We start from the raw sequence: 24723 nt of genomic DNA on the forward strand, positions 1-24723 counted from the left end.
GATAAAACATGGAACCCATACCTGACATAGACCCATCTGAAACACAGGAGTGGCTAGAGGCGCTGGAATCCGTTCTGACACACGAGGGGACCGAGCGAGCGCATTATCTGCTGGAAAGGCTGGTGGAAAAAGCCCGCCGTTCCGGCGCCTATCTTCCCTATAGTGCAACCACCGCCTATATCAACACAATTCCGCCGGGCAAGGAGGACCGCTCTCCTGGTAATCATGCGCTGGAGCACCGTATCCGTTCCTACGTACGCTGGAACTCCATGGCAATGGTGTTACGCGCCAACAAAAATTCCAATGTTGGCGGCCATATTGCCAGTTTCGCGTCCGCCGCAACGCTCTATGATGTCGGCTATAATCATTTTTGGCACGCCGTCATTGATACCCACGGCGGAGACCTGATATTTGCACAGGGGCACTCCTCGCCCGGTCTTTACGCCTATGCTTTTCTGCTGGGGGAGTTGACGCAGGAACAACTCGATAATTTCCGCCAGGAGGTTGAAGGAAAGGGCATATCTTCTTATCCGCATCCGTGGCTGATGCCTGATTTCTGGCAATTCCCGACGGTATCCATGGGGCTGGGGCCATTGATGGCCATCTATCAGGCGCGTTTCATGAAATATCTGGACAGCCGCGGGCTCGTCAAGACCCAGGGTCGCAAAGTCTGGGCTTTCATGGGTGACGGAGAAATGGACGAGCCCGAGTCCATGGGCGCAATTTCGCTGGCTTCACGCGAGAATCTGGACAATCTGATTTTTGTCGTCAACTGCAACCTTCAACGCCTTGATGGACCGGTACGGGGCAATGGGAAAATTATCCAGGAACTGGAGGCCGCTTTTCGTGGTGCCGGCTGGAATGTCATCAAGGTCATCTGGGGCTCTTATTGGGACCCTTTGCTTGCGAAGGATACCAAAGGTCTACTGCAGCAACGCATGATGGAATGTGTTGACGGTGAATATCAGACTTTCAAGTCCAGAGACGGCGCCTACGTGCGCGAACACTTCTTCGGCAAGTATCCCGAACTGCTGGAAATGGTTGCCAACATGTCTGACGATGATATCTGGCGCTTGAATCGGGGCGGGCACGATCCACATAAGGTATATGCCGCTTACGCTGCCGCGGCAAGGCACACCGGGCAGCCTACCGTGATACTCGCCAAAACCATCAAGGGCTATGGTATGGGCGAGGCGGGCGAGGCGCAGAATATTACACATCAGCAAAAGAAGATGGGTACCACTTCACTGAAAGCATTCCGTGACCGCTTCGGTTTACCGATTACGGACGATGCGATAGACGGCATCCCGTATCTGAAATTCGATAAAGATTCGCCCGAATTCGGTTACATGCAGCAGCGGCAGCAGGCGCTGGGAGGCTTCATTCACCACCGGCGTCGCAAGGCCGAAGCACTGCAGATACCGCCATTATCCGCGTTCGAGACGCTGCTCAAGGCGAGCGGAGAAGGGCGGGAGTCCTCCACTACCATGGCGTTTGTGCGCATACTCAATGTCCTGGTGAAAGACAAGAGTATCGGGCAGCGTGTAGTGCCGATCGTTGCGGATGAGTCACGCACTTTCGGCATGGAAGGCATGTTCCGGCAATTGGGCATCTGGTCCTCGACGGGGCAGCTCTATACGCCGCAGGACGCTGAACAACTCATGTATTACAAGGAGGACAAAAACGGTCAGATTCTGCAAGAGGGGATTAACGAAGCAGGTGCCATGTCGTCATGGATGGCGGCGGCTACCGCTTACAGCACGCATGGCGTGCAAATGATTCCGTTCTACATCTTCTATTCAATGTTCGGCTTTCAGCGTGTCGGCGATCTTGCCTGGGCTGCGGGGGATATGCGCTGCCGTGGATTTTTACTGGGCGGCACCGCCGGGCGTACAACTCTGAACGGAGAGGGGTTGCAGCATGAGGACGGCCATAGCCACCTGTCCGCATCCACTATTCCCAACTGCGTATCCTACGACCCCACGTTTGCGTACGAGCTTGCGGTCATCATTCAGGACGGCCTGCGCCGTATGTATGGGATGCAGGAAGATGTCTATTATTACATTACCGTAATGAACGAAAATTACTCGCACCCGGAAATGCCGGTCAATGCTGAACAGGGCATATTGAAAGGCATGTATCTGTTCCGCGAAGGTAACCAGGCAGAGGGGGATTCCGGATTGCGGGTGCAATTGCTCGGTTCCGGTACCATTCTGCGGGAAGTGATTGCGGCGGCGGGTATACTGGAAAAAGAATATGGCGTTGCTGCCGATATCTGGAGTGTTACCAGTTTCAACGAATTGCGACGCGAGGCGCTGGACGTAACCCGCTGGAACATGCTGCATCCGGCTGAACCGGCAAAGCTGTCATACGTGGGTATGTGTCTTAAAGATCGCGAGGGACCTGTGGTGGCAGCTACCGACTATATGAAAATTTTTGCCGACCAGATACGTGAATTTGTGCCAGGACGCTACAAGGTATTGGGCACAGACGGTTTTGGGCGTTCCGATACGCGCGAAAAACTACGCTACTTTTTCGAAGTGGACCGCCATTATGTCACCATCGCGGCACTTAAAGCGCTGGCGGAGGAAGGCAGGATGCCGGCGGAGAAAGTAGCACAAGCGATAAGCAGGTTCGGAATCGATCCGGACAAGCCGAATCCGGTGACGGTATGAGGGAATGGAAATTGCATGAACTGACTCTCGTACATAAATGCGAGTAAAGGATTAAGGCGTGGCAGAGACTAAACAGGTATTGATTCCCGATATCGGCGACTTTAAAGACGTTCCGGTGATAGAAGTACTGGTGAAAGCCGGCGACTCGATCAAGGCAGAAGATCCGCTGATCGTACTGGAATCAGACAAGGCAACGATAGAGGTGCCTTCCCCCTTTACCGGACTAGTCAGCGAGGTATTTGTAAAGGTCGGCGATAAGGTTGCCGAAGGGACGCTTATTTTGACAATGCAAGTCTCTGAAGCGGACAATGCCGCGGCAATTGCTCAGCCAGCATCGACCTCCGCTTCCCAGCCTTCTCCCAAGCCCCCGCCTTCTTCCACGTCAGCCCAACGTCCCGATTCTGGCGCGGCAACTCCCGAATCAGCACCAGCTTCGGCCTCAACTCCACAACCAGCTCCGCAGCTGGCCCACCCATCGAGGCCTGCCCTCCCGCCGTTGGATGACGCCACTTTCGCGAAAGCTCATGCCAGTCCGTCGGCGCGGCGATTTGCGCGAGAGCTTGGAGTGAACCTTGGCTTGGTGAGTGGCAGCGGACCAAAACGGCGCATACTCAGGGAGGACATACAGGACTACGTCAAGGCTGCATTATCGAAGCCCGGCGGCGGTGGCGGCGCCGGACTCAATCTGCTGCCTTGGCCACAAGTGGATTTTGCAAAATTTGGTCCGGTGGAGCTGAAGCCACTGTCGCGTATCAAAAAGATGTCGGGAGCGAATCTGCACCGTAACTGGGTGATGATCCCGCATGTTACGCAGTTCGACGAGGCGGACATTACTGATCTGGAGGATTTGCGCAAGGAATCCAATGAGACGACAAAACAAGACGGCGTCAAAGTCACGATACTCGCTTTTTTGATGCGGGCATCGATATCGGCGTTGAAAAAGTTTCCCGAATTCAATGCGTCGCTTGATACCTCCTCAGCTGACACCGGCGGCGGCGAAGTGAATCTGGTAGTCAAGAATTATTACCACATTGGTTTTGCGGCGGATACCCCCAACGGCCTGGTGGTTCCGGTGATCCGCGATGTCGATAAAAAAGGCGTGATCGCTATCGGCAGGGAGATGGCAGACCTTGCAACACTAGCCCGCGAGGGTAAGCTTAAACCTGCCGAAATGCAGGGCGCAAGCTTTACCATTTCCAGCCTGGGAGGTATCGGCGGAACCGCATTCACGCCCATTATCAACGCGCCGGAAGTCGCTATTCTAGGCGTATCACGCGCCAGCATGAGACCCGTTTATCGCGATGGTCAATTTATTCCGCGTTTAATGTTGCCTTTATCTTTGTCCTATGATCATCGCGTCATCGATGGCGCAACCGCAGCGCGCTTCACTTCCCATCTGGCCGAGGTGCTGGCTGACATGCGCCGGGTATTGTTGTGAAAACCAATTTCTCACGGCGAAAACACCAGGATAAAGATATTACAGGAAATCGTTTCCGCACTTCTTCCGCTTCCGCGCGTCGTGCCTTACCAAGTTATGAATAAAGCTGAATTTCCGCTCATTGGTATCTTCGGCGGGACATTCGATCCTATTCATTACGGTCATCTGCGCGTCGCTGAGGAAATTGCTGAAACGGCCAGCTTGCAAGAGATGCGTTTTGTTCCTGCCGGTATCCCGCGTTTGCGCTGCGCTCCTGTTGCGTCGCTTCAACACCGCGCGGCGATGGTGCGGGTAGCGATCCGGGACAATTCCAGGTTTATTCTGGACGAGCGCGAAACTCGCCGGGATGGCGTAAGCTATAGCGTGGACTCGTTGCGCGAACTCAAGCGGGAATTGGGGACGGACGTCATACTATGCTTCATTATCGGAGCGGATGCTTTCATGAAACTTGCCGAGTGGCATAGCTGGCGTGAACTGTTCGGACTATGTCATTTCATCATCGCGGCGCGCCCGGGTCATCCGTTAACAGTTAACCACGGCGCGCTGCCCCAGGAATTGGCGGAAGAGTGCGCGCAACGCTGGGTATCGAGAGAGGACGATCTCAAACACACATCCTGCGGACTGATTTTTGTTGCCCCGACGACTTTGCTGGATATTTCAGCCACTGCCATCCGCGCGCGCATTGCCGCCGGGAGAAGTATTCGGTACCTGATTCCCGACGCGGCTCTTGCTTATATCGCAGCGAATCACTTGTATTCAGGAGAAGGATGACACTCGCTAAACTGGTAAAAACGGTTGTTGCCGCGCTGGAAGAAATCAAGGCGCGCGATGTTGAGGTGCTGGACGTGACCAAAATGACGGATTTATTCGATCGCATGATTATCGCCAGCGGAGATTCTACCCGTCAGACCAAGGCAATCGCGAATAACGTGCAGGAGAAGGTCAAAGCCGGGGGGGGTACGGTTTATGGCATGGAAGGCGAAGAAACCGGCGAGTGGGTACTGGTAGACCTTGGCAACGTGCTGGTGCATGTCATGCAGACTGCTGTGCGCGCGCATTACAATCTTGAAGAACTATGGGCGGAAGCGAAAAAGGTAAACAGAACAACTTCCGATGCAGGCAAAAGCAAGGCCGGTATCAAGCCGCGCATTGCTAAACCCCGCGGAGCGTCAGCTAAATCGATCTCTACCCGGCAAAAAACTAAATCATCCAAGCAAGATGACGCTAGTGAGTAGCAAGCGCTTCTTGATATGAAATTCCTCATTTTTGCGGTTGGCAATAAGATGCCGGAGTGGGTAGAGGCCGGGTTTAAAGAATATGCGAGACGCATGCCGCATGAGGCCGCCATTGAGTTGCTGGAACTCAGGCCGGAAAAACGCGGAGAGGGGAAAAAAGTGGAGCAGTTGCTGGATGCGGAGGGTGCCCGTATCCTGGCGGCCCTGCCGCCCAAATGTCGTATCGTGGCAATGGACGAGCGGGGCAGGCAATGGACTACCGCCCAACTGGCTAATTCGATTACCGGCTGGATGAGAAATGGCGGTGATACCGCTTTTATTGTGGGCGGGGCGGACGGGCTGGACGCCAGTATCAAGAACTTGGCTGACGAGGTCCTGGCATTATCCGCTCTAACGCTGCCCCATGGCTTGGTGCGGATACTGCTGGCGGAACAATTATACCGCGCGGTGTCGCTTATCAAGCGGCATCCCTATCACCGAGCGTAACGACGAACAGGCGGCCAAAGTGTGAATAGGACATCTTGCAGGGAAGGTGAATTGACGTACAAAGCGCGCATATCATGATCCTTCCGGAAAATCGTATCTACCTTGCATCCCGCAGTCCCCGCAGACGTGAGTTGTTGAAGCAGATCGGGGTGAATTTCGGAACGCTACTGCTGCGCGAGGCCTCGCCTCGCTTGCCGGATATGGACGAAACCCCATTGCCGCATGAATCACCGGCAAATTATACCAGCCGCATTGCTCGTGCGAAGGCTGAGGCGGGTTGGACGCGGCTCATACAACGCAAGTTGCCGCACCTCCCGGTGCTGGCGGCCGATACGGTAGTGGTGCTGAAGGAGCGTATTTTTGGCAAGCCAGCGAACTCCTCTCACGCGGAAGAGATGCTAAGTGCGCTTTCCGGCCAGACCCATCAAGCATTGACTGCGGTAGCATTGGCGACGCAAAATGGAATACAGGTGCGTGTCTCTACTTCTACCGTGCGATTCCGTGACATCAGTGAACGCGAAATTCGTATTTACCTCGCTAGCGATGAGGCGCATGACAAAGCCGGCGGCTACGCAATTCAAGGTATGGCAGCGGTTTTTATCGCGGAGATTTCCGGCAGCTACAGCGGCGTAATGGGACTACCGCTGTTCGAGACCGCGCAGCTGCTGGAAGAATCCGGTATAAAAATATTTCCCTGAACCTGCAATAGACTCCAGGGAATCGTTGACCGCTCATTTTTTCAGCTCCGCGCCATGATCTGCCAAAGCGTTTTACGCCACTCGACCTTCACCCTGGCAATGATTTCGCTACAACTACCGGATTCAGGTTCATGACCAGCGAAATTCTCGTCAACGTTACTCCGCAGGAAACCCGCGTTGCCGTGATGGAGCATGGTGTAGTACAAGAGTTGCACATAGAGCGCACCAGCAGTTGCGGGATCGTCGGCAATATTTACAATGGGCGCGTCACCAGGGTATTGCCTGGGATGCAATCCGCTTTTGTAGACATTGGCCTTGATCGCGCGGCATTCCTTCATCTGGCCGATATTTGGAGGTTGCGGCAAAGCGAGGATGCCGACAAACCCATCGAAAGATTGCTGCACGAAGGAAAAAGCATTCTCGTCCAGGTCATCAAGGACTCGATTGGCACCAAGGGTGCGCGACTCTCGACCCAGGTAAGTATTGCCGGACGAATGCTGGTTTATCTGCCGCAGGTATCCCATATCGGCATTTCCCAGCGCATCGAGGATGAAACCGAGCGCAAGTTATTACGCGAAAAACTCAAACAATTACTGCCGCCGGACGAAAAGGGTGGTTTTATCATCCGCACCATGGCGGAAGCTGCCAGCGAGCATGATTTGCAGACAGATATCGGATATCTGCATAAGCTATGGGGCGACATCAAGGAAAAATCCTCAACCGCTGTGCCTGCGCTGCTCTATCAGGACCTGAACCTTAGCCATCGTGTGCTCCGGGATTTCATTGATGAACACACGGCGCGTATTCTGGTGGATTCACGCGAGACTTTCCAGAAGATGACCGGTTTCGCTCAGGATTACATGGCCAACGTGACGGAACGAATCGACCATTATGCTGGAGAGCGTCCGTTGTTCGATCTGTATGGAGTGGAAGACGAAATTGAAAGATCCCTTGCGAGACGGGTAAATCTTAAATCCGGTGGCTATCTCATTATTGATCAGACCGAGGCGCTCACCACCGTGGATGTGAATACCGGGGGATTCATTGGTGTACGCAGCTTCGACGACACTGTTTTCAAAACCAACCTGGAAGCTGCTCAAGTCATCGCGCGTCAGCTGCGTCTGAGAAATCTGGGCGGCATTATTATTATTGATTTTATAGATATGGAAAACGGCGAGCATAAGAATGCAGTGCTCACCGAGTTCAAAAAATCGCTGCTGAAAGACCGGACGCGCATGACGGTAAATGGCTTTACCGCGCTCGGACTGGTGGAGATGACCCGCAAGCGGACGCGCGAAAGCCTCGCTCATATCCTATGCGAGACGTGCCCTACCTGTCAGGGGCGTAGCGAGGTCAGAACCGCACAAACGATGTGTTACGAAATCCTGCGCGAATTGTTGCGTGAATCCCGTCAATTCGACGCTCGCGAATTTCGCATTCTCGCTTCGCAACAAGTGATTGATCTATTTCTTGATGAAGAATCCCAAAGCTTGGCTCAACTTGGCGATTTTATCGCGAAACCCATCAGTTTGCAGGTGGAGGCCTCTTATACGCAGGAACAATACGATGTAATCCTGATGTAGCGGTCGCCGAGGATAGAACTCGGCAACCGCCAGTTACGCATCGCTTCACCTAGTTCTTAATGGGCAAAGCAATTTTTAAGCCCGTGTCTCGATTTCAAGCTCCGCTATAGGCTCGATAGGTTCGATTTCCGGACCTTCAACATGCGTGAATTCCTCACTGTCTTCATAAGCCAGGCGCGTCGTACCAGTGGCCTTTATCAGCGCCCCTGCAATGAGGCCGGTGACGAAGGCAAATGTTACACTGAAGGCAATTCCAATGAGTTGAGCAACCGCGATCCCCGGCACCACCATGATGGCGATCACCGCACCTAACAGTCCGGGCATTCCATGCAGATTGTGGACACCGCAGGTATCGACGATTTTGAAGCGACGCTCCAGTGCCGGCTGAATAAACACATATCCAAGGACACTCACCGCTCCGGCTAACAGGCCGATTCCGAACGCCCCTGCCGGTGACACGATGTTGCACGTCGATCCGATGGCCACTCCCCCGGCCAGTGCCGCATTCGCCATGTCGACCATCGACGTCTTGCCTTTGTGGAAATATGTGCTCAGGAAATAGGTGCTGATGGTGGCCCCGCATAGTGCAAGCACAGTGTTGACCACGGTCTGCGGCATCTCCTCAAAAGGGACGATGGCGGTGGCGAAGCTGGGCCAGAAAAGCCACAACACCATTGAACCAATCATCGCAAAGCGATCAGAAGTTGCATCGGATTCGATCGGTTGACTGCGTTGACGCGCGGTAGTCAGGGCAAGAGACAGTCCCAAGCCGAAATAAGCGCCAAAGGCGTGGATGATGACCGACCCGGCGGTATCTTGGTAACCCTCCGTCAGACCCATTCCGTTATCCAACACCAGGTATTCGTTCGTCAGATACGCGGGAACCAGAAAAAGAGCCAGTAAAGCATATTGGAAAACCCGTAGACGTCCAAGAACGGCGCCCATGGCGATCAATGCAGTTGCTACTGCGAATTCTGCGAAAAGCAGAGCTGTGACCGTGTTTGGAGCAATTTCGTGCCCCAAAATTCCATTTGCGCGTAGCAGCATGTAAAGGGGAAGACCGACGGCTACCACCAGGTAAGTGCCGGTCGTAGCTCCAAATCCATATTTCCGGACGAACACCATGAGAAAACCGAAACCTACCAGCAACATCGCCAGTATGTGGATAACATAATTGTACTGAGCCACCTGCCGCGCTTCGCTGAGCTCGGGTCCAACACCGCTCTCGCTCGCCCAGGCGCTAAAACACAGCAGAAACAGATTAGCGATGCCACACAGCATCAAGCAGAAGCTTTTCCTCATTTGACTCCCCCTATTTTTCGCGATTATTGAGCCTGCCCACGCCAGAGTGTGAACCTCAATAGCCTTAAACACAATAGGGATATATCGAATAACTTGCTGCAGTAGCACCAATCGAACCGGACACGGATGCACTGATGACAGGAGACAGGCATATGCCTATTGAAATGCATAACGCTTCAGGTATTGAGCGTATTGAAGTGTCACTCGGGGTCGAGCGCCGCAGCGCTGAAGCTGGGTGAGAAATTAGAAGCTGTCGAAGAATCCGGTGAACCCGGCATATTATTCCGCTGGAGAAAGCTCACGACCGGAGCCAATCACATGGCTTTCTCTATATCTGCTGCAATGGTGTGATAGAGCGATCGCAAATTGGCACGCATATTGTGAATCGTCACACCCACATTCATCATTGAGGGAAGACGCTCGCCATGGTGCTGAACCGGGCCGCCAATGTATCGAAGGTCGAAGCCCAGTTTGCTGAAATGGCTCGCAAGGCGCTCCTCTGTCAAGACAAACAGCGTATCGATTCCATTCAATCGCGCCAGTTCGAACGTGCTCAGATAAAGGCTAACCGGCAAGTAAGGAAAGCGCGGCAATTTCGGCGTGCCAAAATCTTCGTCGGAGATGCTGACCGCTTTATTTGCTTCACCTTTACGCCTGCGGTAGCGGGAGATGATAGCGAGACGCGATACTTCAGCCATCCTGTGGCGCGGGAATTCTGCCGGATCGATGATCGATCTATCAAGCACGTTCGCGCAAGCTATCTCGAAGGGAAGCGGGTAGTCTGGATCTTCCGGCCGGGGACGGACAATGCGAGTGCAGCCAACGAACTCATCGGTATGGACGCTTCGTACTAAAAAATGCAGCGAGTAAGGGTCATACTCATCAGTTTCGAGTCCATCAGATCGTACCGGTTCAAATTTCAGGTCTTCACAATAAACGTGGTGCCTCACGCGATATACCTCGTGCTTTAGCGCCTCTGAAAATGCCGGCACAATTTCAAAGTACTGGCTGAAAGTGTTACCCAAATCGGATACATCGGATGTAAGCACGGTCGACCCCCTCGGGCATTCTACCCTTTACTGATTATGTTGCTTCAGCCTGACCTATTCAATTCTTTTCAGATAATCCTTGGTGAAAACCTTGTCGGGAAGGTCCCGTAGCTTCATATCGGAATATTCAAGTACGGATTGCTCACCCTTGCGCAATGCGTCTTCCATGACGAGACGGGTAGGCCGCTCCTTGCCCAGCAGCGTCTGAAAGTTTTCGTAGCGGCTAGTCTTGAGCAGACGGTTGGACAGCGAGTAGAACTCGGCACGGTATGGCCAGAAATTCGATTGCCGTACCCAATATAAGACTCTATGATATGTAACGCTCCGATCGACGCCAGTAAGTTCCAGGACGTAATATTTGTCATTATCGATGGTTTCGGTACGCAAAACCGTAGCATTGTAGTCGCCGGCGAAGTTTGCGCGGGCCAAATCGCCATTAGCGACTTGCCCTGTCAGCCGTTGTGACATTGACAGACGCACAGGTTGTGAGATGTCTGGCAGGAATACCCAAAGATCGCGCCCCTTCATCAGCAAGATCTGCCCCCGCTCGGAAGCAGGTTCGGTGGTCAATACTACGCTGTTTTCATTGCCCTTGGATAGAACTCGATATTTACGCAAATCCGCTTGCTGATCAGGCGTAGTGGTATTAATGCTAACGTCAACTTGGAAGCTTTCAGGCGGGAAACGTATCCGGTCGGCTTTTTCTAATATGCTTTGAGCAAGCTCCGTATCGTCGGAGGCGTTGGACGCTACGGTCCCAGCCAGGAGAGCTGCCATTAATAGATATTGCAAAGATTTTTTTTGCATCATAATTCCTCATTGTGAATTCGGTTACCTCCGAGGTTGCACATTTTAGGATTCTTCTCATAAGACTTGCTTGATTTGAGCATATTTTAGAACCCTTGGTGAATAACAATTCCAGGCATTCAAGGATGTCATGTGACTGGCAAGAAGCTCATCAACAAGATACCGTGTCATCGCGAGCCTGTCCAAAGTTCACTGGTAGTTGACAGAGCCGGCTTAGAAGACGGCGGCGCCGGTCGGTGTCGGGGTCACTTGAGGGTGCGCTGACGACGCAGCCGGCGGTTCTTTCTTCTGGCGGGTGAATCAGTTATCAAGTAATAATAGGATTGGCAAAGGCTTTCCGCAATCGAGAAAGTATATAGAATGCGGTTTCAGGTGACCTTTTATTTTTCTTCCACGACTGGCGTGCAGCGGGTGGTGCACCGACAGGGTGCATATCGAAGATGGCCAGACGGCGAGAAGAAGTCCACGGGACGAAAGATTGGCTATGGTACTCGAATTTAGCCATGCAAGTGATAAAACAATATGGTCAAGGGCCGGATCGAAGTCGAGGCGGATGAGACACAAAGGTAAATTTGGCTATTTGGCATTCGTTGCAGCATTGATTGTTTTGCCACTGCGCAGTTTTGCGGAAGCGCAGGCACCAAATTCTACAGGGACGGCGGGATCATCGTCCAATTCGCCGATGGATAAGACTGATAGGGATATTCTGACCCTGTCGATGTCCTTGTCCCTATCCTCGTTTTCAGTCCGTCAGACGGCCAAGCCCACCTCAGACGGTGAAAGTAGCGCTACCGTACATGGCGGAGCTGCCGGTGACTCCCTACCCATAAAATTATCTTTTACTCTTACCCCGCCCCCAAATCAGTCGATAAGTAGAGATGGTGAGATCAACGCAGCCGCGTCTGACAAAAGCTTTAGTCTCAGGGACGACGATATAAATTCCCGCGAATCGCTATTCGGCAACATTGAACCTGCCACGGAAAAAGCACCTCATGTGCCTGCCTGGAAGAAACTGGTGACGGGTTGGAGGGGGTTTTCCCAGTTGGAAATTGCGGATACCTATAGTAGTCCAGAGCATTTCTCCAAAGCGAAGCTGAGAACTGAGCTTTCCCGCACGGGACAATTCAATGAACACATAAAATGGAAAATCAGCGGCCGCTTCGACTACGACGCCGCCTATGATGTGTCCAACTTCTACCCCCCGGCAGTTCGTCGGGATCAGCGCCAAGAGTTCTTCCTGCGCGAAAATTATCTGGATATTTCCGCAGGCAATTTCGACTTTCGCGTTGGCCGCCAACACGTTATATGGGGCGAAATGGTTGGATTATTTTTTGCCGATGTTGTGTCTGCCAAGGACATGCGCGAGTTTGTTTTGCCGGCGTTCGATATATTACGCATCCCGCAGTGGGCAGTGCGAGCCGAATATTCGAAGAATGATATTCATGCCGAAGTGCTGTGGATTCCCGTACCAACCATTGACGAGAGCGGCCGACCAGGGGCGGATTTCTACCCCGGTCCGCTCCAAGGGACGGCCGCCTTCCTGCCTGAGGACCGCTCCGGACGCAATATTGGCAACTCGAATTATGGGCTTCGCCTGTCGCAACTGAAAAATGGCTGGGATATTTCGGGTTTCTACTATCACAGCCTTGATGCCTCGCCTACATTCTACCGTACCAGCGGTTTTACCGAACCGCTTGTCTTCCAAGCGCGCCATGACAAGATCGATCAGTTTGGCACAACGCTTGCAAAGGATTTCGGTTCGATTGTGCTCAAGGGTGAACTGGTTTATACCGATGGACGCAAGTTTAACGTTGCACGCCCAACTGCCATCAATGGACTGGTCGGGCAGAATACCCTGGATTATGTGCTCGGCCTTGATTTCAGCTTGCCAGCTGAGACCCGTTTGAATGTGCAATTTTTTCAGCGTGTCTTTTTCTCGCATGATCCCGGGATTGTCCCCGATAAAAGAGAGAGCGGAGCCAGCATTCTGCTCGCCGGTAAGGTCTGGCATAATCTCGAGGCGCAAACCTTGCTTATTCACAGCCTGAACCGCAGTGACTGGATGCTGCGGCCACGGCTGTCCTGGAATTTCCAGAGAAACTGGCGCTGGGCGCTTGGCGCCGATGTTTTCGGTGGAGAACCCACCGGTTTGTTTGGCCGCTTCGATCAAAGCGATCGTGTTTATACGGAACTTCGTTACTCGTTTTGAGGATGCCAATGCCCGAAGCCCGCCGGTTCGCCGCATTATTCGTTAGCTCTTACTTTTCGGCAGCGTCAAAAGATCCGTGTTCGTCATATCTTTGAAGATAATCCCGGTTGAGCGTAGTCACATTGACTCAACATTCCAACGAGTGAATATGTATAATAAGAATCAATTCGCTCCCCTATATTTTTTGCATTACTTCGGCTTTACTGGAGCCCCACTGTAGGGGTAAGTGAACATGGGTTGATAGGATATACCGCGAATGTGAACCAATTATCCCTTCTATTTTTCGCACGGTGGAATGTCGAGCATAGCGCAGCGCTTTGCGTAGGGAAGGATGACTTGACGGAACGCTCTGGTTTGATTGCATGCCTTCCTTTACTTATGACGAAGCTTTTTCCAGAAATATTGGCTGGCTGACCCGCCCGGAGCAGGAAAAGCTGCGGCATAAACGCGTTGCGATAGCTGGTTTGGGCGGAGTGGGTGGAGTTCATCTATTGACGCTTTGCCGACTGGGTATTGGAAAATTCCATTTGGCCGATTTTGATACCTTCGATCTGGCCAATTTCAATCGTCAGGCAGGGGCAACTACCAGCACTCTCGGGCTTGGCAAGCTTGAGGTCATGATTCGCCAGGCGCTTGACATCAACCCTGAGCTTGAGCTCAAGGGATTCGCCAATGGGGTGACGGCGGATAACCTGGATGATTTTCTGGAAGGCGTGGATATTTACGTTGACGGACTGGATTTCTTCGCTTTTCAAGCTCGCCAGCAAGTTTTTGACGCGTGTTCAACAAAACGCATTCCTGCTGTTACCGCCGCTCCACTGGGCATGGGTACGGCGGTGCTCAATTTTATGCCCGGCAGCATGAGTTTCAATGATTACTTTCGGTTCGACGACGGTCCTGAAGCGGAGAAGGGCCTGCGCTTTCTCATCGGGCTGGCGCCTGCTGGCCTGCATATGGGTTACCTTGTCGATCCCTCGAAAATAGATCTTGCAGCGCGGAAGGGGCCGTCCACCAGCATGGCATGTCAACTCTGTGCCGGAGTGGCCGCCACAGAATGTATGAAAATTCTGCTCGGTCGCGGATCAGTCCGGGCAGCCCCGAAAGGACTGCATTTCGATGCATATCACAATAAGCTCGCTCTGACCTGGCGGCCGGGCGGTAATCGCAACCCCCTGCAACGGCTTGCGATTGCTCTCGCAAAGCGCAGGCTAGGGTTATAAATGACTCCCATCTCTCATCCCATTGAGGATATTCTCGAACTTGCTCGCTGGGCGCCCAGCGGCGACAATACTCAGCCTTGGCGTTTTGAAGTTCTTGATGAACGTCATTTGATCGTCCATGCATTCGATACCCGCGATCATTGCGTGTATGATCTGGACGGCCATCCCAGCCAGATCGGCCTGGGCGCGCTGCTGGAAACCTTGACCATTGCGGCCAGCGCGCATGGAATGCGGGCAGAATGCACGCGCGACCTAGAATCGCCGGAAGCAAATCCGCAATATATGGTAGAACTGATCCCAGACGGTCAATTGTTACCCGATTCCCTGCGGACCCATGTAAAGGGCCGTTCTGTGCAGCGCCGGCCCATGCGGACCAAGCCGCTCACGCAGCCCCAAAAAGAGGCTCTACAAAGTGCTGTCGGAGACGTCTATCACGTCCGCTGGTTTGACGGGCGCATGCAACGTTACCAGTTCGCCAAATTGATGTTTGACAACGGCAAACTCAGGCTTACGTTGCCCGAAGCCTATCCCGTCCACCGGAGTATCATTGAATGGAAGAGCCGCTTCAGCGAAGACCGGGTACCGGATCAAGCCCTGGGACTGGATGCCATGACCCTCCAGTTGATGCGCTGGGTAATGGCCAATTGGCAGCGTGTCAATTTTTTTAACACTTATTTGGCTGGCCACTTAGTCCCACGAGTTGAAATGGATTTGTTGCCCGGCCTGTTCTGTGCCGCCCACTTTGCCATTCTGGCCCCAAAACCGCCGGAGACAATAGACGATTATGTGGCCGCAGGCCGGGCAGTTCAGCGCTTCTGGCTAACTGCCACCGGTCTTGGTCTCCAGTTGCAGCCGGAGATGACGCCTTTGATCTTCAGCCGCTATGTGCGCGAAGGCAGGGTTTTCAGCCGCTTGCCGAGTGCCGTGGAGTCGGCGACCGCGCTTGGTGCTCGTTTGTCGCGGTTGATGAAGGGACTTCCCGTCGAACAGGCAGTTTTTCTCGGGCGGATTGGCAATGGAACCACGGCAACCAGTCGATCTTTGCGATTGCCCATCGATCGATTGATGAGCGAGAGGTAAAGCAACAGCTATTGGATGTATTCCAGAGCGCGGGTTAAGCCGACTGCGGGGAGTCTTGCCCAGGTTTGCGGAAAGACTATTTTGTTATGCGGCCATCGGTCAGTTCAATAACCCGGTCAGCCATTTGCATGACTTTCGCATCATGCGTGGAAAAAATGAAAGTTGTTCCCTCTTTCTGATTGATGTCTTTCATCAGCGTGAGAATGCCTTCCCCGGTCTTGTGATCAAGGTTGGCGGTGGGTTCGTCTGCTAGAACAATGCTTGGATGGGTTGCGAGGGCGCGTGCGATCGCAACCCGCTGGCGTTGACCTCCACTGAGTTCGTTTGGTCTATGATGGGCATAGCGCTCCAATCCCACTACATTCAGATAATGCCGCACGCGCTCCTGCCGCATCTTTTTGTCTACGCTGGATTGCTGCATTAGGGGATATTCGACATTTTCCTGGGCTGATAATACCGGTAACAAATTGAATGTTTGAAAGACAAATCCTAGCTTGTTTAACCGCAAGTCGGCCAGTTCATCTGCCGTTTTGCCGCTAATATCGTGTCCTTCAATATGAATTGTGCCCCCGGTGGGCGTGTCAATGCAGCCGATCAGATTGAGGAGCGTTGATTTGCCGCTTCCGGAGGGGCCGGCCAAGGCCATAAATTCGCTTTTTTCAATCGAAAGCCAGATTTCGTGCAGTGCGGTGACCGTTTGTCCCCCGAGCGCATATTCCTTACTGACTGCTTGCGCTTCGACGATCGCGCCAGGTTCAGCATTATTTTCCATCGGTAACAAGCTCCGGTTTAAAATCGCGAATAATCATTTTGTTGGCATGCCGTGATTGCGCGGCCTGGACTTTTTGCATATGACAGAAGCAATACGCTCATTGAAGAGAATTTTTAAATATTATGGCGGAGTGCGTTCACGACCGAAAGTCGCGACGCCCGACGCGCTGGAAGCACTGCTGCCACAATCGCGGCCAGCGCCCCGGTAAAAGCAGCCAGTGCAAGAACCCATGGCACTAGTCGAATCGTGGCGATATAGCCAACATTCGACCCAGGCGGAGGTGGCATGGCAATGCCGACACCTGATATCGCGCTTGCAAGCGCAACCCCAACTCCTACACCGAGCAAGCTTCCCAATAAGCCTAATAGGGCATTCTCGAGCAGTACAAGCTTAAAGATGTGATTCCTTCGCAGTCCCAGGGCAAGGAGAGTTCCAAACTCGCCGGTTCGTTCGTAAACCACCATATTGATGGTGCTGGCCACGCTCAGGACCAGCATGATCAGGATGATGAACTGCAGAGCCCCCATCTGACGGCGATACAATGCCTCGGTTTTCTGATAAAAATCTGCCAGCTCATGCCAGGGTTTCACGACGTAGCCGTTCGGTTCCAGCTTGCTTCGCATCATCATTGTTACTGTATCGGTTGCGGTGGTGTCATCCAACAATACGACTATGCTATGTACGGATGGGGTGAACATCAATTCCTGCGCCGATGACAACGGGATACGCACCGCCCGGTCATCGTATTCCTTGGAGAAAGTGCGAAACACACCTACGACTTCGTACTCGAGCGTATTCAGTGCGCCTTCCGGCGTGTTGACCATCAGGGTTACAAAGCTGCCCGGACCAAGATGCAGGGCGGCAGCGACTCCTTCTCCAATCACGGCACTGAATGCATCCGCCTCCTGCAGCGCGCGTCCCGTAACAATGGATGTCGAGGTTCCCAACCGCGCTTCCTTGGCCGGCTCAATCCCCTCGCCCATGATTGGTAGATCGGCACGGCTATTATTGGCGAGTCCAAAAAAATTCAGGCGGGTCATTACCATCTCCACATGCGGCACGTGCCGTATCGTGTCCAATACCGCCTGCGGTTGTGAAAACAGATAGCGCGATGGCTCCCTCCGGCCATATTCGAGGTAACCGTGGCGGAAAACCTGTAGATGCCCAATGCGCGAATGAATCGTTGCTTCCCGCAATTGCACAAACACGTCCTCGACAAATCCGCCGCTTATGATGATGGCGATCACGCCGGTGCTAATGGCGGCCAGCGTCAGTCCGGTGCGCAGTCGATTGCGGAAGATGTTGCGGAAGGCAAGCTTGAGCATATGACTTTGCAGCTTTCAAATATTATGGCGAAGTGCGTTAATGATATGCAGACGCGATGCTTTCCATGCTGGATATAAGCCTGCCAGTGCAGCCGTGACCAGAGGGATCAAAAATGAATTTATCATCACATGCGATGTCAGCCGGATTTCGCCGGTATAGCCTTCTTCCATGCCTGGGGGCGGCGGCATAGGAATGCCAATCGCGGATATTAGTTCAGCCAGCCCATAACCGATCGCTAGTCCCAGCGATGCGCCGGCCAGCCCCAGCAGAAACCCCTCGATGGCAAACATGTGCAGGATTTTCTTTCGCTTGAAACCGATAGCCAGGAGTGTGCCGATCTCGCCAGTTCGCTCAAGCACATTCATCACCAGCATATTAGAAATGCTGAGCACGATGATGCAGCCGATAATCAGCCTTAGTACTTCCATTTGCTGAGAGAACAGCACAACAGTCTTATTGTAGAAATCCGCTTGTTCGTACCAGGGCACAAACTCCAGTTTATTGAAGCGGGCACGTAATTGTAAGAGATAGTTGTCGGTCTGCTCCGTCTCGTTGAGCAAGGCCAGCCAGACATGGGCACTGTTAACGCGCAGCAGTGATTGTGCCAACCCTAGTGGCATACGCAAGGCGGAATCGTCGTACGCCTGGTTTACGCTGACAAATAGTCCGGCGACCTTTGCTTCAACCGCATTGATGCCTCCACCAGCGGTGTTTACCAACAGCACCACGGTTTCACCGGGTCCAATGTCGAGACTACGTGCCAGTCCTCGTCCAAGCACGACCTCCTTTGCAGCTGCGTCAGCCAGGTTTTGGCCCTCTACAATGCGCAGGGCCTTGCTCAATATCTCTTCCTTTAGGGGATCAACGCCGTCCGCCACAAAGGCAACCGTTGTTTCGCCGTGACTGATAAGACCGGTCACAGCCAGCCGCGGCGCCACCACGTTTATGCCAGGCATGGATTCAATCTCTCTACGCTCCGATGAATTCTCCGGCAATAGATAAGCGTAAGGATCGGCAACCCCCGCGCTAAGGTATCCGGGCCGTACAACTTGAATGTGGCCGAGCTGAGACTGAATGGTACCTTCGCGCATGGCCCAGAAAATCCACTGGATAAAACCGTCGGCGAGTATTAGGCAAATGGCGCCGGCCGCAATTGTAAGCAGGGCCGCCAGCGTCCGACGCGGATTTCGTGCTAGATTCCGTGCAGCGATAAGCAGGTTAGCCACGTCAATCCGATAAGCGACAGGATAGAATTTTGATAGAACGGTCCATTAATACTTCATTAATTGTCGGCACAGGGTTCGTGATAAGGCCGTGAGGTTTCAGGTCCGTACAAGCTGAAAGAAGCAGAGAGCAAGGAGCTCCTATCTTGACTTTCGGCGGCTTCTGCGCGACGGCCAGTAACAGTTGAGTTATAGTTGTCATGCGATTTCCGGAGAAAATCCCTGCCACCCCCCACCCGTAGATTCATGATACAAAATAATCGGCATGTTATGGTACGAGTTTACTGTGAACGACAATAGTGAAAACCCGAAATAAGCCGATTATTCTGCTGATTGCTGAAGCGGTCACGCTTGCGCATTTCGGTCGGATTGTGACACTGGCCAAGGCGCTCGACCCAGCGGTGTATGAAGTAATCATTGCATCGGATCCACGCTATCTGCACCTCGAAGCGCCATTGGATTGCGCCTTTCGTTCCATCCGATCGATTCCCTCTGCCGAATTTGCGGCAGCCCTTTCCCAAGGTAAGCCACTATACAGTATTGAAACTCTTACCCGCTATGTCGAAGATGATCTCGCGCTGCTTGACAGTATCAAGCCCGATCTGGTCATCGGCGACTTCAGACTATCACTGGCTGTAAGCGTGCCGTTGCGAGGCATACCTTATGCTGCAGTGGTTAACGCTTACTGGAGTCCTTATTCGGATGTCAGCTATCCGATACCCGATTTGCAAATGACTCGTATACTTGGTGTTCGCCTGGCGCAAAAGCTGTTCGATATCGTCAGGCCCATGGCATTCGCTTTGCATGCCAAACCGATGAATCAGCTACGTCAGCACTTCGGACTGCCATCTTTAGGCCGCGATCTTAGAAGTACATATACCTGGGCTGATTACACGCTGTATGCGGATATTCCGGAAGTGGTGCCGACCCGTAATCTACCAACCCATCATCGCTATCTGGGACCAGTTCTCTGGTCCGCCGAGGTGCCACTTCCTGAATGGTGGAACTGCTTTCCCAAAGACAAGCCGCTGGTATTCCTGACACTGGGCAGCTCGGGCGAGGCCGAACTTCTGCCGATGGCGCTTTCCGTACTGTCGCATCTCGCGATCACCGTTATCGTTGCCACGGCGGGAAGAATCACGCTTGCCGATGCGCCACCCAATGCGTACATTACCGATTACTTACCCGTGGATATGGCAATCCGGTGCTCGCAAATTGTGATCAGCAATGGTGGCAGCTTGACGACTTACCAGGCACTTGCAAGCGGAGTGCCGATTATCGGTCTATGTTCCAATATGGATCAACTGCTAAGTATGAATAGTGTCCAGCGTTTGGGTGCCGGTATCATGCTGCGTGCCGCCAGCTTGTCTGCTGCCAATTTGCTGGATTCTGTAACCGCCATGCTGAATAACCCAGCGTATGCGCAGGCAGCCAGCAAAGTTAGCCTAATCCTGTCGAAGTCCGACGCCGGCCAGCGCCTGCGTGAGTTTGTGGCGGAAATTCTGGCTAAGGTTACTAAGGTTAGTAAGTAGATACAATGGACATTTAATAACATTCCGTCCATCTATAGGGGATTAAGATGAGTCAATACACGACACTTGAAAGGAATCGATATTTTGAGGTGCTGGGTAGCCTCAATGTAGAAAATCGTGGGGACAACAAAGTCGCTATGCTATCCGAGCTGGATATGACTTCCGCGCAAGCACTACGCGCCGCCATTAACCAGCAGGCCGGTATCAAGCCTTCATATACCGCAATTGTAGCAAAAGCAATCTCAATAGCCCTAAGAGAGCATCCGTATGCAAACCGGATGGCTGTGGAAAGGTTGTTCTGGAAACGTATCCTTCAATTACATGATGTGCATATGACTATCGCGGTGGAGCGTGACCGCCCGGGTATTGAGCAAGCTGTATTTGCCGGTACGATCCGCGATACAGACAAATTAGATCTGACTGCTATCACTAGAGAATTGCAAAGCCTGGCACAGTCGACGGAGGAAACCAATGAGCGCTGGCGTCTGCTCAAGCGTATGGTCGAAACGGTTCCTCCTTCCCTGGCGCGTTGGTTGATCTCAATTCCGCGCTGGTTCCCTGATCAATGGATTCAGCATCGGGGGGGGGCTGTCATGATTTCGTCACCCGCAAAATATGGCGTCGATATGATGGTGGCAAATTGGCCCTGGCCTATAGGGTATTCTTTCGGCTTGGTGAAAGACCGTGTCATCGCCGTGAATGGAGCGATACTGATACGTCCAACCATGGTGCTTACCATGAGCTTCGACCGCCGCTTGATGGGGGGCGCTCCTGCGGCGCGCTTCTTTCGCGCGGTGTGCGAGCATATCGAGCACGCTGAGCGCGATATGGCCTTGCCCGTCAGTATGGTTGAAAGCTAATGCGGTGCTTGCCGTTCGAATGGAAGAACTGCAGTATTGTGCGGACAGAATCCCAGATAATGGTATCGAAGCGGAACAGTAAACGGTAGATTATGCACTGCGAAGTGCTGTGGCATGACAAAAAGGCCACCCTACCGGGTGGCCTTTTTGATTGCTTGTTTTGCTTGTCAGATCAGGTACGGCGGCGACGGCTTGCAAGGCCAAAGCCAAGCAGACCAATGCCGACTAGGGCCATCATGCTGGGCTCCGGGACTTGCTGGGTAAAGTCTTGCGACGTATCTGTCTGTATCACGAAGGCTGTCGCGCTGTCGGCGCCCGTGGCAGCACCATTAAAAGCCGCCGGCCGGGTATAGGTCGGCGAGGACTGGCCTGGAAAAATCAACGATGCTTGCAACGTGGTCCCGAGCAGGTCGGGGTTTACAAAGGTATTATTGGTATCGGTGACGGTGCCGGTCAGGAAACCGCCTCCTACACCGGTCGTCGCGGAGAAGCTGCTATCTCCGGTATTCCACGTACCGCTCAATATGTTCACTCCGTCGAGGAAGCCGGTACCGGCTGCCTGATTCGCGTCAGGACTATCATCGTGAAAAACATCCCAAGTTCCCGAGTTCAATGTGATGTCGATGGAGGAACAACCGTCATTTACGCAAGTCGCGGTTTGCGTAATGGTCGAGAATATCGTGGCTTCATAGCTTCCACTTGCGGAACCGGGGGATGCCACGTACAGTTCATTTACCGGTGAGGTCGTGCTGATGACGCCCGCGAAGGCCTGATAGGTTAAGGTGAAAACGTCGGTGTCGCCAGTGGTGTTCGCGCCAGTGAGATTAAAGTCCTGAATCCAGCCACCGCCATTTGAATGCCAGTCGATGCCTGAGAAATTCTGCAGCACCCCATCCGGACTGAATGTATTGTAACTGGCGGCATGTCCAATGGTCACTCCCCCAGTTAATGCTGTGGCTATTACTAAATTAATAAGCTTTTTTTTCATGGTTTCTCCGAGGCGTAATTTAAACAAAGTCGTGGTAATTACACTTTTTTATGAAGCAATCATTGTGCCAGACCTTATATCAATCCATTATTGTTCAACATTACCAATTAAATCAATAAGGTGCAAGTGACAGTGGCACATGTGCCTGGAATAACAAATTACGAGATGTAAAAAATCTCGACAAATAAGCAGGGTCTTAGGAAGTTAAAGCGGTTGAGTCTTAACATTTAAGTATTGAAATGTAGAGGGCATCACGGCAATGATTGAAGCGGAACCTGGTTTCTTTGGGATGCGGGTAGAAGGTTCCTATAGCCACGCCTTTGAACTTGATCAGTCTTCTTTTTTGTGTTCCTAAATAAGTCCTTGATTATATTTTCTTTATCGAATGGAGGAGTCGTTGGTCGATTGCGGGGGTAGCGGAGAATAAGTGGTGGGAAATGGCGAGGCTGATCCAGAAGAGTGATTCTGCGTGTGCGTGTCTGAGCTGAGGGGTATTCACTTCTGCAGTAGTATCCCTACTGCTAACAAAGTCGGACGTTGCTCTAGCTACCAAGCATCAACGTTAAACAACCACCAGACGCTTGGTGTGAGATGCGATGTCTATTACACGGTGTCGGAAAAATTTACATTCCTGTGGCTGTTCTTTGTATTCTGTATTACCGCTCAATCATGAAGGGGAGATGGGACTGACACAAATCCGCGTTACGCCAGTTTCTGTTTAGAATTTCCCCAACTAATTATTTTCCTCATGCTTAGAGAAACAGTAGGGGTAAAGGGATCGTTCATTGTGGTTACGAGAGCCAGCTAAAAAAGCAATTTTCTTACCGACATAACCCAGTTCTAAGTGCAGCAGCACGGCTGGTGCGCCAACACGCGGACAGGTACGTATGTCGCTGATTTGGCGGAAACCAAACATACGCTTGTGAGATGCGGCGTGGCGGGGATTGACTTCGCCGAATAAATCAGTCGCTTTGTAGACGTTATGTGCGTAGATGTAAGCAAGGTGAAAGAGCGCCGCAAGTATCTCCTTTGAGCTGTGCTGTGGATCTAAAGCAAATTTCGACAGCTCGCAGACTTTTCTACCCTTCGACCGGAAGGTGTCGATTTCCTCCCCGTAAAGTTCATCGGCAAGTAGACCATCATCCGAATCGAGCCCTAATGTGACCGTGCCGACCAGCTTCTGCCCACTAGATGCCACGAGCGTGAGCCGGTTAGGGTTAGGTGAACAAACCTCAGTATTCTCGACATGATAACCGCGCCAGGAATACATGCGCTCAATGAGCGCGCTTGCTCCGTTGCGAAGTCCAAGAGAATCGGCCAGACGAATACTATAGTCACCACGCTTCAAAACGCATTTTTTGTGGTCGGGGATTTCATCCCGGAACTCCTCGATTAAGGGTGCATTCGACGTTGGCAGTACACGCAGCGCACTACAGTGTCCGCTTGTTCTGACAGACGAGGGAGAACGGGCTCTATTGGCGTGAAGGCCTTTATCGTTTTGTAATTGCATGACGTAATGTCCAGGGATCTATTCGATTAATTCAAAAAACATCGGATTGACAGGAGCTCAAGCAATTCCTGCGATGCGATCTTTCCGTTGATAAACTGTGTAAACGTCTTATGTAGGACTTGCAAATTGAGAGCACTTTACTTTAAAGCATGTACTACTTAAGGTTCGTTCGCTTTACTAAAAAATATCTTTGCAAAATATAGTAGGGTAACTTGCCTTGCATTAGCATAAGCACAATTCATGCCAGAATATTTAACTATTTGTAATCATGTTGTTAACAATATAGTTAAATGTTTTGGTGTCGCCAAACCCAGTCAGCTATTTATCTCAATAAGCTAACTAATTGTTTTTATGAAGATTTTAATGTCGCCAGGAAGCGACAGTTTTCCGAGCGTTTGCGGTGGAAGGTCGTTATCGGTTAAGCGAAAGGATTAGGGATGGGTGTAGTGCAACGATTGCACTCGTGTGCTGCTTGATGATCAGGCTGATAGTTTACGGAACCATGATATTTGATTAGGATCCTACTGTAGCGCGCAGGCATGTTACGTACATTTCTTACAACTGTTTGAGCAATATTTTTGCTTCATTGACGGAAGAGAAGTGCTTATCGGTAGCGAGCAACTGCTCAAGTTCCTTGCGCGCTTTCTCCTTCTCACCGGCTTTAACCAGGCCGAGAATAAAATGATAGCGGATTTGGCCTACTTTCGGGGCCATGGAGACGGCTTCCGCC

At 52.3% G+C, this 24723-nt stretch carries 20 protein-coding genes; 12 read left to right on the plus strand and 8 right to left on the minus strand.

All coding sequences use genetic code 11. The features are described 5' to 3' along the window. Positions 1-8 precede the first annotated feature (8 nt). The 7 genes from aceE (at position 9) to rng (ending at position 8115) form a co-directional block, all read left to right on the plus strand. A complete protein-coding gene (gene aceE / locus BLP45_RS09465) occupies positions 9-2675 on the plus strand; it encodes a pyruvate dehydrogenase (acetyl-transferring), homodimeric type (RefSeq protein WP_090372007.1) in 2667 nt (888 codons plus the stop codon). Positions 2676-2733: 58 nt separating this feature from the next. After that, complete coding sequence (gene aceF, locus BLP45_RS09470) at positions 2734-4113, plus strand: dihydrolipoyllysine-residue acetyltransferase (RefSeq protein WP_090372009.1); 1380 nt, start codon at positions 2734-2736, stop codon at positions 4111-4113. Between the two features lie 96 nt (positions 4114-4209). After that, positions 4210-4884 carry a nicotinate-nucleotide adenylyltransferase gene (nadD, locus tag BLP45_RS09475; RefSeq protein WP_090372073.1) on the plus strand — a complete coding sequence of 225 codons (675 nt, stop codon included), beginning with the start codon at positions 4210-4212 and terminating at the stop codon, positions 4882-4884. Then, positions 4881-5348: a ribosome silencing factor gene (gene rsfS, locus BLP45_RS09480; RefSeq protein ID WP_090372011.1), complete on the plus strand. Its 468-nt coding sequence runs from the start codon at positions 4881-4883 to the stop codon at positions 5346-5348. The genes nadD and rsfS overlap by 4 nt, the downstream gene beginning before the upstream one ends. Before the next feature lie 15 nt (positions 5349-5363). Further along, positions 5364-5834, plus strand: coding sequence for a 23S rRNA (pseudouridine(1915)-N(3))-methyltransferase RlmH (gene rlmH, locus BLP45_RS09485; protein WP_090372013.1), 471 nt, complete (start codon positions 5364-5366; stop codon positions 5832-5834). A 74-nt stretch (positions 5835-5908) separates the two neighbouring features. Further along, positions 5909-6532 carry a Maf family protein gene (locus BLP45_RS09490; RefSeq protein WP_090372015.1) on the plus strand — a complete coding sequence of 208 codons (624 nt, stop codon included), beginning with the start codon at positions 5909-5911 and terminating at the stop codon, positions 6530-6532. 131 nt (positions 6533-6663) lie between these two features. Continuing rightward, positions 6664-8115 carry a ribonuclease G gene (gene rng, locus BLP45_RS09495; protein ID WP_090372017.1) on the plus strand — a complete coding sequence of 484 codons (1452 nt, stop codon included), beginning with the start codon at positions 6664-6666 and terminating at the stop codon, positions 8113-8115. Between the two features lie 75 nt (positions 8116-8190). Here rng and BLP45_RS09500 read toward each other — a convergent pair whose 3' ends face one another. From BLP45_RS09500 to BLP45_RS09510, 3 genes are all read right to left on the minus strand, one after another. Beyond that, positions 8191-9396: an ammonium transporter gene (locus BLP45_RS09500; RefSeq protein ID WP_256327767.1), complete on the minus strand. Its 1206-nt coding sequence runs from the start codon at positions 9394-9396 to the stop codon at positions 8191-8193. A gap of 335 nt (positions 9397-9731) precedes the next feature. Next, positions 9732-10466, minus strand: coding sequence for a PEP-CTERM/exosortase system-associated acyltransferase (locus BLP45_RS09505; RefSeq protein ID WP_090372020.1), 735 nt, complete (start codon positions 10464-10466; stop codon positions 9732-9734). A gap of 54 nt (positions 10467-10520) precedes the next feature. Next, complete coding sequence (locus tag BLP45_RS09510; RefSeq protein WP_090372022.1) at positions 10521-11273, minus strand: outer membrane lipoprotein-sorting protein; 753 nt, start codon at positions 11271-11273, stop codon at positions 10521-10523. Positions 11274-11826: 553 nt separating this feature from the next. Here BLP45_RS09510 and BLP45_RS09515 point away from each other — a divergent pair. The 3 genes from BLP45_RS09515 to BLP45_RS09525 all read left to right on the plus strand — a co-directional run bounded on the left by BLP45_RS09515 (position 11827) and on the right by BLP45_RS09525 (position 15782). Beyond that, positions 11827-13482 carry a DUF1302 family protein gene (locus tag BLP45_RS09515; protein ID WP_090372024.1) on the plus strand — a complete coding sequence of 552 codons (1656 nt, stop codon included), beginning with the start codon at positions 11827-11829 and terminating at the stop codon, positions 13480-13482. A 362-nt stretch (positions 13483-13844) separates the two neighbouring features. Then, positions 13845-14702, plus strand: coding sequence for a ThiF family adenylyltransferase (locus BLP45_RS09520; RefSeq protein ID WP_090372025.1), 858 nt, complete (start codon positions 13845-13847; stop codon positions 14700-14702). Beyond that, positions 14703-15782, plus strand: a complete 1080-nt coding sequence (locus tag BLP45_RS09525) for a nitroreductase family protein (RefSeq protein WP_090372027.1) — start codon at positions 14703-14705, stop codon at positions 15780-15782. 76 nt (positions 15783-15858) lie between these two features. Here BLP45_RS09525 and BLP45_RS09530 read toward each other — a convergent pair whose 3' ends face one another. The 3 genes from BLP45_RS09530 to BLP45_RS09540 all read right to left on the minus strand — a co-directional run bounded on the left by BLP45_RS09530 (position 15859) and on the right by BLP45_RS09540 (position 19106). Then, positions 15859-16554: an ABC transporter ATP-binding protein gene (locus BLP45_RS09530; protein WP_090372029.1), complete on the minus strand. Its 696-nt coding sequence runs from the start codon at positions 16552-16554 to the stop codon at positions 15859-15861. A 113-nt stretch (positions 16555-16667) separates the two neighbouring features. Next, the gene (locus tag BLP45_RS09535; RefSeq protein ID WP_090372031.1) at positions 16668-17879 is read right to left on the minus strand and encodes an ABC transporter permease; all 1212 of its coding nucleotides are present in this window, start codon (positions 17877-17879) and stop codon (positions 16668-16670) included. A gap of 15 nt (positions 17880-17894) precedes the next feature. Then, positions 17895-19106 carry an ABC transporter permease gene (locus BLP45_RS09540; RefSeq protein ID WP_256327768.1) on the minus strand — a complete coding sequence of 404 codons (1212 nt, stop codon included), beginning with the start codon at positions 19104-19106 and terminating at the stop codon, positions 17895-17897. Positions 19107-19402: 296 nt separating this feature from the next. Between BLP45_RS09540 and BLP45_RS09545 the strand changes: the two genes are divergently transcribed. Further along, on the plus strand, positions 19403-20635 hold the full coding sequence (locus BLP45_RS09545) for a glycosyltransferase (protein WP_090372035.1): 1233 nt from the start codon (positions 19403-19405) through the stop codon (positions 20633-20635). Between the two features lie 47 nt (positions 20636-20682). After that, positions 20683-21495 carry a 2-oxo acid dehydrogenase subunit E2 gene (locus tag BLP45_RS09550; RefSeq protein ID WP_090372036.1) on the plus strand — a complete coding sequence of 271 codons (813 nt, stop codon included), beginning with the start codon at positions 20683-20685 and terminating at the stop codon, positions 21493-21495. 172 nt (positions 21496-21667) lie between these two features. Here the strand turns inward: BLP45_RS09550 and pepA are convergent, their stop codons facing one another. After that, positions 21668-22483 carry a flocculation-associated PEP-CTERM protein PepA gene (gene pepA / locus BLP45_RS09555; RefSeq protein ID WP_090372037.1) on the minus strand — a complete coding sequence of 272 codons (816 nt, stop codon included), beginning with the start codon at positions 22481-22483 and terminating at the stop codon, positions 21668-21670. A 733-nt stretch (positions 22484-23216) separates the two neighbouring features. After that, positions 23217-23993, minus strand: a complete 777-nt coding sequence (locus BLP45_RS09560) for an N-acyl amino acid synthase FeeM domain-containing protein (RefSeq protein ID WP_218117976.1) — start codon at positions 23991-23993, stop codon at positions 23217-23219. Between the last annotated feature and the right edge of the window lie 730 nt (positions 23994-24723).

The organism is Nitrosospira sp. Nl5, from assembly GCF_900102495.1.
Lineage (GTDB): Bacteria > Pseudomonadota > Gammaproteobacteria > Burkholderiales > Nitrosomonadaceae > Nitrosospira.